This window comes from Pseudomonas sp. SST3 (assembly GCF_003325755.1).
In genome coordinates, this window is sequence record NZ_QORI02000006.1 from 238,165 (window position 1) to 249,281 (window position 11,117).

The 11,117-nt window shown below is 56.6% G+C and carries 11 protein-coding genes and 1 pseudogene; 6 read left to right on the plus strand and 6 right to left on the minus strand.

Annotated features, from left to right (window positions below; translation table 11 throughout):
• Positions 1-87 precede the first annotated feature (87 nt).
• Positions 88-1,197: an SMP-30/gluconolactonase/LRE family protein gene (locus tag DQ405_RS08600; protein ID WP_168423834.1), complete on the plus strand. Its 1,110-nt coding sequence runs from the start codon at positions 88-90 to the stop codon at positions 1,195-1,197.
• Between the two features lie 63 nt (positions 1,198-1,260).
• On the opposite strand, the gene DQ405_RS08605 is transcribed toward DQ405_RS08600, so the two are convergent.
• The 3 genes from DQ405_RS08605 to DQ405_RS08615 form a co-directional block, all read right to left on the minus strand.
• A complete protein-coding gene (locus tag DQ405_RS08605) occupies positions 1,261-2,169 on the minus strand; it encodes a chemotaxis protein CheV (protein WP_168423810.1) in 909 nt (302 codons plus the stop codon).
• Positions 2,170-2,289: 120 nt separating this feature from the next.
• Entirely contained in the window at positions 2,290-3,477 is a 1,188-nt protein-coding gene (locus tag DQ405_RS08610) for an acetyl-CoA C-acyltransferase family protein (protein WP_168423811.1), read from the minus strand.
• A gap of 149 nt (positions 3,478-3,626) precedes the next feature.
• The gene (locus DQ405_RS08615) at positions 3,627-5,771 is read right to left on the minus strand and encodes a NosR/NirI family protein (RefSeq protein WP_168423812.1); all 2,145 of its coding nucleotides are present in this window, start codon (positions 5,769-5,771) and stop codon (positions 3,627-3,629) included.
• A gap of 197 nt (positions 5,772-5,968) precedes the next feature.
• On the opposite strand from DQ405_RS08615, the gene DQ405_RS08620 reads away from it, so the two are divergent.
• From DQ405_RS08620 to DQ405_RS08640, 5 genes and pseudogenes are all read left to right on the plus strand, one after another.
• Complete coding sequence (locus DQ405_RS08620) at positions 5,969-6,280, plus strand: hypothetical protein (protein ID WP_168423813.1); 312 nt, start codon at positions 5,969-5,971, stop codon at positions 6,278-6,280.
• Positions 6,225-6,647 (plus strand): GNAT family N-acetyltransferase, encoded by a 423-nt coding sequence (locus DQ405_RS08625; protein ID WP_168423814.1) that lies wholly within the window; start codon positions 6,225-6,227, stop codon positions 6,645-6,647. The genes DQ405_RS08620 and DQ405_RS08625 overlap by 56 nt, the downstream gene beginning before the upstream one ends.
• Before the next feature lie 73 nt (positions 6,648-6,720).
• Positions 6,721-7,074: a YkgJ family cysteine cluster protein gene (locus tag DQ405_RS08630; RefSeq protein ID WP_168423815.1), complete on the plus strand. Its 354-nt coding sequence runs from the start codon at positions 6,721-6,723 to the stop codon at positions 7,072-7,074.
• 82 nt (positions 7,075-7,156) lie between these two features.
• A pseudogene (locus DQ405_RS08635) lies at positions 7,157-7,345 on the plus strand (FKBP-type peptidyl-prolyl cis-trans isomerase); the annotation flags it as partial.
• A gap of 573 nt (positions 7,346-7,918) precedes the next feature.
• Positions 7,919-8,434 carry a hypothetical protein gene (locus DQ405_RS08640; protein ID WP_168423817.1) on the plus strand — a complete coding sequence of 172 codons (516 nt, stop codon included), beginning with the start codon at positions 7,919-7,921 and terminating at the stop codon, positions 8,432-8,434.
• 194 nt (positions 8,435-8,628) lie between these two features.
• Here DQ405_RS08640 and DQ405_RS08645 read toward each other — a convergent pair whose 3' ends face one another.
• From DQ405_RS08645 to DQ405_RS08655, 3 genes are all read right to left on the minus strand, one after another.
• Positions 8,629-9,687 (minus strand): hypothetical protein, encoded by a 1,059-nt coding sequence (locus DQ405_RS08645; protein WP_168423818.1) that lies wholly within the window; start codon positions 9,685-9,687, stop codon positions 8,629-8,631.
• The gene (locus DQ405_RS08650) at positions 9,687-10,754 is read right to left on the minus strand and encodes a hypothetical protein (protein WP_168423819.1); all 1,068 of its coding nucleotides are present in this window, start codon (positions 10,752-10,754) and stop codon (positions 9,687-9,689) included. The genes DQ405_RS08645 and DQ405_RS08650 overlap by 1 nt, the downstream gene beginning before the upstream one ends.
• Positions 10,755-10,926: 172 nt before the next feature.
• On the minus strand, positions 10,927-11,117 hold a 191-nt coding region (locus DQ405_RS08655), incomplete at its 5' end, for a transposase (RefSeq protein WP_168423820.1).

Below are 11,117 nucleotides of genomic sequence, written 5' to 3' on the forward strand. Positions count from 1 at the left end.
CCCTCGCGCATCCCTGACCGCCATCTCCGGCGGAACGGATTCGTTCGCCCATAAAAAACCTTACGTAGGACGCACGCCATGACGACAATGAACGACGATTCCGCCAATCACGACCCACGCAACGCCCGCCGAGCCTTTCTGAAAAACACGTTGATGGTGTCCGCTGGAATCGCCTCGATGGGAAGCCTGGGCCTGCCCCGGCTCAGCCTCGCCGAGCCGCTGACACAGCGGTACCCGGATGAGCTCGTGGAAATACTTGATGAGCGTTTCAGCAAGTATCGACTGTTCAACGCGAGCGTCGAGAAAATCGCCAGCGGCATGCGCTGGGCCGAGGGCCCGGTCTGGGCCGGCGATGGTCGTTACTTGCTGGTCAGCGACATTCCGGAAAATCGCATCATGCGCTGGGATGAGATCACCGGCTCGTTCGGCGTTTATCGACAACCCTCGAACCATTCCAACGGTCTGAACCGTGACTTGCAGGGGCGATTGCTGGTGTGCGAAGGGTCCACCACCAACGACCAAGGTCGTCGGGTCACGCGTACCGAGCCGGACGGCAGCATCACGGTGTTGGCCGACAACTTCGAGGGCAAACGCTTCAACTCGCCGAACGATCTGGCAGTCCGCCAAGACGGCTCGGTCTGGTTTACCGACCCGCCCTTCCAGACCAGCAATTTCTACGAGGGCCACAAGATTCAAACCGAGCTGCCGGACGCCGTCTACCGCATCGACGGCGAAACCGGCGTCGTCACCCGTGTGATCGACTCCCTCTCCGGTCCCAACGGGCTGTGCTTCTCGCCCGACCAGAAAACGCTTTACGTCGTCGAAGGCCGGGCGAAGCCCAATCGGCTGGTATGGGCGTACCCGGTCAACGATAACGGCACCTTGGGCGAGCGCCGCAAGCACATCGAAGCACCTGCCTATGGCGCTTTGGATGGAATCAAGTGCGACGAGGACGGCAACCTGTGGTGCGGCTGGGGCAGCTCGGGCTCGCCAGAAGCCGTGACCGCCGATCTGGATGGGGTAATGGTCTTCAATCCGCAGGGAAAGGCGATCGGCAAGATCAGGCTGCCTGAGCGCTGCGCCAATCTCTGCTTCGGCGGTAGCAAAGGCAACCGGCTGTTCATGGCCAGCAGCCATTCGTTGTACGCGCTTTACGTCAACACACGCGACGCAACGTTCGGCAAGGCTCAGGCCTGACCCTCAACAAGCGCTCAGCACGTCTCGCTCCCGGTAGGAGCGAGCTTGTCGCGAATGCATCCCTCAGGCGACCGAGGCGTCCTCGCCCAGATGTATTACCCGTGCTGCGCGCAGCATGCACTTGGCCATTTCCGGCGGGGAGAACTTGGTGAGGATGTCATTAGCGCCGGACGCCTTGGCCTTGTCGGTGCTGATGGTGCTGTCCAGTGAGGTATGCAGCAGCACATAGATGGGGGCGTAGTCCGGATGTTTGCGAAGCGTCTGGGTGAACGTATAGCCATCCATTTCCGGCATCTCGATATCCGACACCACGACGTTGATTGCCTCGTAGCTGTCCTTCAGCTTATCGAGCTTTTCAAAGGCTTCGCGGGCGCTGCGCACCGCATGACAAGTAATGCCCATCTTGGTCAGCGCCGACACTGACATGTGTATTGCGACCTGGCTGTCGTCAACGATCAGCGCGCGGGTTTCGGTAAGCAGCTGCGCATCCTGATCATCGAGATGGGAGATATCCGCCTCGCCCGGAACCGGCGCGATCATCTGGATCACCTTCTCCACATCGAGAATCTGAATCAGCTCACCGTCGACATCGGCCGTACCGGTAATAAAGGAGTTGTTTCGCGCACCATAAGGCGGCGGCAGAATCTTGGAGGACTGGATATGCACAATCTTCACCACCGCCTGCACATGCAAGCCCTGCTTCGAGCGGCTGATCTCGGTCACGATCAGGCAGCCACCCTTGGGGTCCTGCAGCGGCGCCATGCCGATGGCCAGGCTCAGGTCGATGACTGATAGCGGCTGCCCGCGCAGCGTGGCGACGCCTCTGACATGAGGATGCGATTCGGGAAGTCGGGTCAACGACGGCGTCGGAATGATCTCGCTGACCTTCAACAGATTGATCGCCATCTGCTTGCCGCTGCGAAGCGTGAATAGCAGGAGCGATAAGGCGTCGGTGGCGGATGCGTTGTTCATGAATAGTCCTGTGGGAGAGCCGGTCTCGTAGCGTGGATAACGCCTCGCCAGAAGTTGTCGGCCGGCGCGGCGAAATCTTCAGTGGCCTGAGCGGCTTCCGACGAATTGCCGAGCCTTCGGTCAGCAGCGCTCGAATATTGCGGCGATCCCCTGCCCGCCACCGATGCACATGGTTACCAGCGCATAGCGCCCCTGGATACGCTGCAATTCGTGGATAGCCTTGACGCTGATGATCGCGCCGGTCGCACCGACCGGATGGCCCAGGGAGATGCCCGAGCCGTTGGGATTGACCTTTGCCGGATCCATGCCGAGTTCCTGCATCACGGCGCAGGCCTGGGCGGCGAAGGCTTCGTTGGCTTCGATTACGTCGATCTGTTCCAGGCTAATGCCGGTGCGCTCAAGCACCTTGCGCACCGCCGGCACTGGGCCGATGCCCATGTACGCTGGGTCGACCCCGGCATGGGCGTAGCCGACCAGCCGCGCCATTGGCGTCAAGCCTAATGCCTGAGCCCGCCCGGCCTCGGCCAGCACCAGCGCCGCGGCGCCATCGTTTAGCCCCGACGCATTACCGGCGGTCACGGTGCCGTTATCCTTTTTGAATACCGGCTTCAAGGCCGCAAGCCGCTCGGCGGTCAGATCCGGGCGCAGGTGCTCATCCGTGTCGAAATGGCTGAAGCCCTTGCGACTGCGGATTTCAACCGGAACGATTTGCGCGCGGAAATAGCCGTTCTCCAAGGCGCGAGAGGCGCGCTGCTGACTTCCCAGCGCCAGCGCATCCTGCTGCTTGCGGCTGATGCCGTAGCGCTCAGCCACGTTCTCGGCGGTCACGCCCATATGGAACTTACCCCAGGGGTCGTGCAACAGCGTGTTCATGTAATCGATCGCCTGGCTGTCGCCCAGGCGTGCGCCCCAGCGCATGTTCGGCAAGATGTATGGGCCGCGGCTCATGCTCTCCGCGCCGCCACCGATGGCCACATCGGTATCGCCCAACAAGATCGACTGGGCCGCAGAAATCACCGCCTGCAAGCCCGAGCCGCACAGGCGATTGACGTTGAACGCCGGGGTTTCCAGCGGAATGCCGGCGTCCACCGCGGCCACACGCGCCAGGTAGCCATCCCGTGGTTCGGTGGGTATGACATTACCCATCACGACATGACCGACCGCGTCCGGCGGCGTGCCGGAGCACTCCAGCACGCCGCGGCAGACCGTGGTGGCCAAGGTGGTCAGATCAACATCCTTCAGCGCGCCGCCAAAAGAGCCGATCGCTGTGCGGATAGCGCCGACGACGACGATTTCGCGTTCTGGCATGGGGGTTCTCCCTGCTATTTCTCGGGTCACGCCGATCGATGGCGCGAGGATAAGCCCGATCCTAGCCAGATGGCTGAGGAGCACAACAAGGAAAACCCGCATATCAACTCTGCAGATTTGCAGAACGCATCGGTCATTTTCCGATTTCGCTAGGAGGCCGGCCGGGAACGCGGCGCCATGGCATCGGTGGCGATAAGCGTGCCTTGACGATGGCGATCAGCCTTAGCGGATCTCTTGCGGGCGCTAATGGTGGCTACGCACTGATCCTCGTCGTTGAGAATAACGATGCACTCCAGGCACTGGATGCACTCGCCGTAGTCAATGCGCCCGTCGCGCTTGATCGCGCCGATCTCGCAATGGTTCTTGCAGTGTTGGCAGGGTTTGCCGCAGGCGTCGATGCGCTTGAGCCATGAAAACAGGTGGAACTTGCCGAGCATCGCCAGCCCTGCACCCAGCGGGCAAACATAGCGGCAATAGAACTTATGCACGAACAACCCGAGCCCGAGCAGGCCCATGGCGTAGAGCACGAAGGGCCAGGAGCGCACGAAAAACAGCGTGATGCTGGTCTTGAAGGGCTCGATTTCGGCCAGCCGCTCGGCCAAGGTCAGCGAATAAAAAGCCGTGGGCACCAGCCCGATCAGAATCAGATATTTCAACCATTGCAGCCGCCGATGGCTGCTATCGGAGATTTTCCATTGCGGGATGTGCAAGCGCTTGGCGATCCAACCGAGCATCTCTTGCAGCGCGCCGAACGGGCAAAGCCAGCCGCAGAATACCCCGCGCCCCCAGACGAACAGGCTGACGAAGGTGAAGCTCCAGAGCATGAAGATCACCGGGTCCATCAGGAACACCTGGATATCGAAGTTCTTCCACAGCGCCAAAAGCAACGTAAAGATATTCACCACCGACAGCTGGCCTTGGGCGTAGAGGCCGATGAACACCAGCGTGAACAGCAGAAAACCGGCCCGGAACAGGTGAAATCCTCGGCTATGCCGGCTGATGCGGTGCTGCCAGATGAACACACCTGTCAGCAGCAGCAATGACAGCCCCAACACTCCAACCTGCCACCAGCGCTCCTGCCACATCCGCAGCCAGACCGGGACCGGCTCGGCAACAACCTGTGCCTGTTGGACGTCGAACAGCTCGGGGGCGAGCTGAAAATCGCGGGTGAACTGGGTGTGGGTTTCCACCAAGTGGTTGCGCGGCAACCTCACGTTGAGGCGCAGGCCGGCCGGCTCTGCGGGGTTGAATGCATTGTGTGCCTTGATTCGGAACACGTGCGCTTCGTCCGCATCGATGGGCACGTTCAACATTGCCAGCACCGCGCCGTTGTTAAAGTTCATGTCGTGCAGTTCGATGGCGTGATCGTTCTGCATCAGCACCAGCCGACTCGGCGTGGTGGCGGGCATGAAGTCGTCCGGTACATGGCGATATATGCCCGACGACATCACCAGCAATGCCTGTTCATTGGGTTTCAGCTCTTCCATCAGTCGTTGGAATTCCGCGTCACCGAGCAGGTTACGGCCGATAGTCGGCGCGTTCAGGTAGGCGAAGTACAGATCGCTGAAAGGCCTGTTCTCTCCGTCCGCCTCGAGGTCCGGATAGTCATCGAGCGTATGCCCTATCGCCCGCTCCACCTCGTTGCGACTGATCGTCCAGCGCTGAACGAAACCTTCTCGAAGCAATTCGCCCCAGTCGAGCGGCTGGTAAACATCAGGCTTGGCGGTCGCCAGCGGGCCACTGGAAAAACCTTCGAGTAACTGCCGGGCAACGCTCAGCGCGGAAAGCAGAACGGTCTCGTTGAGAATGACCAGCGACACCGTGGCCTTGCTCACGCCGTCGATCCGTGTCACCGAGTCGCTCGCGGCCATCCCCCCTTCCCGACCGCCTACCACGATGGGCTTGCCAATCGATTTTTGCCGATACTGCTCAACGAAATCGAACAGAGATTGCTCGCCAAGCCCGTGCAGAAATACCGGCTCGTGATGTTCCAGCACCTTGATGCCGGCCAGTACGCCCTGCGGATCCATGCCGATCAGCAGCCGTATCGGCTTGCCGGAAAAGCCCTGAAGATTGGAGTAGTCGGTGGATTCAAAGGCGTAGCCGAGCAACTCGTCGAGTTGATACGCGCTGTAGACCGGCGGGTTTTCCTGCTTGGGCTCGATGCGCGTGGCCTTCGGAAACAGCTGCATGATCTGTTCGTCCAGACCCTGCGCGAAGAGCGATGGGCTGACCAGTACGCACAACAACAAGAGCGCGCGCACGCACGGAGTCAGGGTGGCGCTGCGAGTCATGGGTGCCTCTAGGCTTGCCGTTATACACCCATGCTAATCAGCAGCCCCCTGGACACCATGCCACTTGCTGGTCAGAAAGGCAGTACTTCAGTCTAGGGCCGCCCCCACAGGTAGACGTTTATCGCAAGCAGCACCGACGTCGGGAACGATGAGCTACTGCCTCGGGCCCAATCCAGACAACCCCAGGAGGTCCAGCAATGAGCAAGGCCGTCAAACCGGATGCCGAACAGCCCTACTTCGATACGCCCTCACACATCCCGAGCGGTAGCAATCATCAGATCCCACACAGCCATCGGCTGGTTTACCGCGACCACGATGTAATCGTGCACATCACTGGCTATGAGTATGAAACCTTCGGAGAGACGCTGTGGGCCGTGGGTGCAGAAGTGGTGAAAGACCTTGAAATCGTCGTCCCGGTCAGCATCGACCAGACGCAGCATTACCGCAGTTTCGATGAAGCGCTCGAGCGCGGTTGTGAGATGGGCAGAGAACTGGTCGATCGACTGTAACACCTGCTCTCGCCTGGCCCTTGGTCCCGAAGACCGCCCTGATCCACCGCTATTCCGGGAGGAAGACTCAATGAGCGATAACAACGCCAAAGTACGACACGATGACGGTGCGCACCGCTACGTGCTGGAGGTCGACGGTCAGGACCTCGGCTTCGCCGAATACCGTGACGACGGTCAACGCCAGATATTCACCCACACCGAGGTAGACCAGAGCCTCTCTGGGCAGGGCATGGGTAGTAAGCTGGTCCGCGAGTCGCTCGACGATGCACGCCGCCGAGGCAAGCGTGTGGTACCGGTTTGCGGGTTCGTCGCCGACTACGTGAAGAAGCATCCGGAGTGGAACGACATAATCGACTCGCCTGCTTGAAAAAGGTCCGCGCCGGCTGCGATCGCCGCCTTGGGCAGGTACCATGCGCGCGCCCAATCCAGATGCGCCTGTAATGAGCTGCACCAACCGCAAGATCGATCGATTACGCCAGCAAATTCCTGGCTTTGCCTGCGAGCCCGGCTGCCATGACTGCTGCGGGCCTGTAACGGCGTCGTCCGAGGAAATGGCTCGACTGCCTCACCGCAGCGACGCCGAACACGATGCCGCCTTAGCGCATTGGGACTGCGTGCATCTCGGTCCTAATGGCTGCGAAGCCTACGCCGAGCGCCCTCTCATCTGTCGACTGTTCGGTACCACCGCGAGCCTGCCTTGCCCGCGAGGCCGCGGCCCGGAAAGTCCCACTGCGCCAGAAGTGGAAAAACAGGTGCATCAGCTTATCGCCAGCACTCGTCAGGTACTGGTATAGGGTTTGTTGCCATCACAACGCGAGCCTCGTTGGCGCATGAAACGGCAACGCCCTCTAGCAACCCATTCAATAAGAGAAACAGATGAGCAACGAACTGCAGATCGAAGACCTCCGACTCGGCGACGGTAAGGCTGTGGTCAAGGGAGCCCTGATCACTACCGAATACCGCGGCCAGCTGGAAGACGGCACCACCTTCGACTCATCCTACGAACGCGGCAAGCCGTTCCAATGCGTCATCGGCACCGGTCGCGTGATCAAAGGTTGGGAGCAACAATTTTGTAAGTGACAATACGTCGATAATCTTCAAAGGTCGCCCTTAAACCTACACCTACAAACCAGCAGCCACATACGCGTGCAAGCCTCGTGGAGCCCCGAGACTTGACGCTGGCGAGTACCCGCCGTCAACCCCAAGGCTCGTCATTAAAATCGCTCAAAGAACCTCTTAGGAGCTTTAAAGAGGCGTAGATAAAACCTCATAAGCGGGGTGAGGCTGGGAGGTCCCGAAGGCGATCAAAACAAGCGAGAAACAACGCAAAATTTTCATTGTTCCTCTCCCATCTTCGAGCGCTGCTTACCTCAATGCCCCCACGCCACAAGCCAGTGGGCAAAGAAATGCTAAGCGAACCCGGACGCCACTGTTCTAAGATTCACCGCACTACTAATGCAAAAATTTAGTAGACTCGCTTTAGAAGTGACGACCAAGAGCTACCCTTGAAGCCTTTACCTGCGCAGCTTCCGGTCGGCGGGCTCCCTAAACCAGCGTTTCGTTGACGACCGCAGTATAGGAGAGAGCTTTGAATCTCTCATACAGTAATTAACTCAACTAGGAGTAACCATTCCAGTCATGAGTGAGACCAGTGAAGAGAAGACCAAGCGTAAGTATCTTCAGCTCATGAATGACTATGAGTGGAGCTACCAGTACTCAATTTTCTATGATGACCCTAGTTACAGCTGTCGACTGCTAGAAGACATGGTTGGGTTCAAACAAGCCTTAAGACGAAAGTGGCCTGATACAGCCTTCTTGATTCGCATCCAGAGTCATAGAAGAGAAATGGGCGCAGGAAGCAATAATAAAGTCTTGCAGGCCTTCCTCTCCATCCTAAGCACCAGCAAGCTACAGGGCATCATGGACGGATTCCTTGACCCTTTGTTTGCAGTCCAAGTTAACATTATGTACAAAAGGCTTAGCATCGATAAGCAAAAGCGGATGTACCAAGCAATTGCCCAGCAGATGCCTCACGATCTCTCTAAAGTTTTCAAAGACAAAACAGGTCCCATCAAGCGGTACACCATCTTGAACAAGACGAAGCTGGCGAAACGTGAAAATCCTTTAACTGAACTTAATGCAGAGAGTAGCTAGCAGGTCCCGCCTATCATTTTATCTCAGAAACGGCTGCACTGATGACCATACAATCGGAGCGTGGCGAAATTTTAATCAGATGGATAGATTAGACGGAGCTGCAAGCTAACAAGTAAAGATATAGCTGCAAACGCTCCGAAATTTACCGAAGCGTCACAGCTAATCCAGTTTTGGTAGCTTGCATAGTCAGTCAATTATAGAAAGGTGCCTTGCCTGTCAGCCATAAGTGTCCGATCAATAGACCAGTGATCTAATAGGCAATAGAACATACTCTTCAAATCGGTAGACGCTTGAGAGTGGGTAGTAAATTGGCGCTGCATTGAAAGCTGCTCAAACTCTTTGGCTGTATTGAATAGGTTCTTTCCTACTTCAGGCCTAGAGAAATAGCTACCGAGAATATCAGCCTGCAAAGCAGCCAACTGCTTATCAACGCTCAGCCTCACCTGTCTGGCTGTAGTCGCCCCCTCCGTAGCGTGCTCCTCAACAAGCCCAAGCGCAATTCCCATTATCTTTTTCAAGCCGGACTTGCCTCTGGAACCATACGTGAAGCCCTCCTCCAATATTGCCGAGCGCTCGTTTGGCTCGACAAAAGCGAGATCTTTCAGCAAGTAGTCAATCGTCAGAGCCACTAGAGAGCAAATAAAATATAAGCACCGCAGAGCTATCTCTCGCTGAAGGGGGTTTTCAATCGCAGCTTGAGCAAAGAACTTGGCATGCTCAAGCCATGCATTGCAGCTATCAAAAGTCAATCCTCTTGATAAAAGCCCTTTGCAAAACCTCATTCGCCATTTCCAGTCGCCGTCGAGCTTACTCAAAGAGTATTCGGCGATGCGGCTGAAAAACTCTTCATCGCTAAGCCTCAACGGATTTAGGCCCTCCCGACTGCCTAGTCTGGCGAGAAAAGAACCATCCAGCACGACCACGTCGAGTTCATTACCGAAGTTCTTGACCTCAGGTCTTCGATCAGTTGTGGCTACAATGACATTGGTCGCTCCGACAGCTTTCTGGAGGCCTTTAGCCCAGAATATACGTTCAATAGCTTGTGGGGTTTTTTTATTCTTAGCGTCGACTATTGTTATCTCGCGTGAAACGGACGACGCCCGGCTGTACAACCATAGGTCAATATCGGTGACATCAAACCCTTCGTACGTGAAAGGGACACCTCTCACAACGTAATAGCCAGACTTCGAAAAATAAGATCGTAACAACTCTTCTGCAATATAGCCCTTTCCTAGACTTGTCGGCTTGACCATTAGAACACTCCTGTTCGAAGTGCTGACAACATATCATTAGTTGCTCTAGGGCTGTTTTGCAATTGTTTGCGGCGCTGGACGGACCTGTTTGCTTCCGGCCCTACGTACCCTACTAGGGAGGCTGTAGGTAGCACCGTCAACGAATGCTCGCTAACATCACCCTCTCTAATAGCTTTTCGGGCAAGCTCACCGATTTCTCTCTTTAATAGCAACAGCATCGGCCCACGCCGGCCGTTTTTCTCGCCATGAAATACTTGCACGACGCCTTTAAGCTCAAGCACTTTGTAATCTTGCCCAATTGCTGACACCGGACCAACAGCCTCACCTCGAATTAGCGCGGATAGCAAAGCATCTACCATGCGAATATTGCCTCTTGCATAATCACTCTTGGTAATGCCGTAAGTCACTGAGCTAAGAAACGCTTTAGCCAAATCGAAAGCGTCATCGACCATTGAGTTGCTGCCAAACTTAGAAAACGCGGACGGGAGAGTAACAAACCCGGTGTTGCTGACGTTGTTGTTAACGATGCTTATGTCAAAAAGCCCTATTGAAGAGACTTTGTTAAACAACCCCTCACCAAGCATGTGTTTGACAGTATCAACATCGATACACGCCTTTCGCTTCAGCAAGTCGGTAAAGTCAGCTAGCAGCTGTCGTTCCTGAGCGGCCAGAGAATCTAGGACGAGCATCAGCTTCCCAGAAGTTTCACGCCTAAAGAGATTTCCATTGAAAAGCAGGGTTTCGCTAGCATCAAGCTGCTCCGACTCTACGAATCCTATGTCACCTGCCTCAGTGAATAGCTGATCGACATCGGCAGCCGCGAGCTGGCGTAAGTCTGCGATTTCAGATCGAACCTCACTCGCCCTAACAGGAGCGATTGAAGCCCTCTCTGCGAGGTCAATGGCCCCGAGCTCAATGGGGTCGGGAGCCAGCTTGGCGAAGATGTCTGCAGTGTGATTCAGTACAGATTCTGATGTTACGCCTAGAGCTACGACTTCGCCGGTCTTGCTGACGTCGATGTAGTCGTTACCTTTCAATATTTTGAGAAGATTTGGTAATTCAAGCATCAGGCTTATGTTTGATGCCTTGGCTAAGGATGGTCTGAAGTAGTCAGGTATTTCTGGCTGACTCCAGCCCTTGCCGATTTCAAAACGGTGATTCGGCTAAAAAACGATCAAATCATCCCCTCTTTCCGGATTTATAGCCGGCGCGAGCACCTCGCGCCGGCCATTTCCCGCATTACAGACGCACCTCTCCTGCATTCGTCAGCAAATGTCGGCGCGCCATCCACAGGTTCGACAGCGCGAACAGTGTCACCAACTGCGCGGTGTTCTTCGCCAGGCCACGGAAGCGTGTCTTCACGTAGCCGAATTGGCGCTTGATCACCCGGAACGGGTGCTCGACTTTGGCGCGCACCTGGGCCTTGGATT

What these genes read in the sequence shown, in the direction of transcription:
- DQ405_RS08640 (WP_168423817.1), top strand. Translation starts at nt 7,919, where the DNA reads ATGAGTGAGACCAGTGAAGAGAAGACCAAGCGTAAGTATCTTCAGCTC.
- DQ405_RS08630 (WP_168423815.1), top strand. Translation starts at nt 6,721, where the DNA reads ATGAGCTGCACCAACCGCAAGATCGATCGATTACGCCAGCAAATTCCT.
- DQ405_RS08645 (WP_168423818.1), bottom strand. Translation starts at nt 9,687, where the DNA reads ATGGTCAAGCCGACAAGTCTAGGAAAGGGCTATATTGCAGAAGAGTTG.
- DQ405_RS08610 (WP_168423811.1), bottom strand. Translation starts at nt 3,477, where the DNA reads ATGCCAGAACGCGAAATCGTCGTCGTCGGCGCTATCCGCACAGCGATC.
- DQ405_RS08620 (WP_168423813.1), top strand. Translation starts at nt 5,969, where the DNA reads ATGAGCAAGGCCGTCAAACCGGATGCCGAACAGCCCTACTTCGATACG.
- DQ405_RS08615 (WP_168423812.1), bottom strand. Translation starts at nt 5,771, where the DNA reads ATGACTCGCAGCGCCACCCTGACTCCGTGCGTGCGCGCGCTCTTGTTG.
- DQ405_RS08625 (WP_168423814.1), top strand. Translation starts at nt 6,225, where the DNA reads ATGAAGCGCTCGAGCGCGGTTGTGAGATGGGCAGAGAACTGGTCGATC.
- DQ405_RS08650 (WP_168423819.1), bottom strand. Translation starts at nt 10,754, where the DNA reads ATGCTTGAATTACCAAATCTTCTCAAAATATTGAAAGGTAACGACTAC.
- DQ405_RS08605 (WP_168423810.1), bottom strand. Translation starts at nt 2,169, where the DNA reads ATGAACAACGCATCCGCCACCGACGCCTTATCGCTCCTGCTATTCACG.
- DQ405_RS08600 (WP_168423834.1), top strand. Translation starts at nt 88, where the DNA reads ATGAACGACGATTCCGCCAATCACGACCCACGCAACGCCCGCCGAGCC.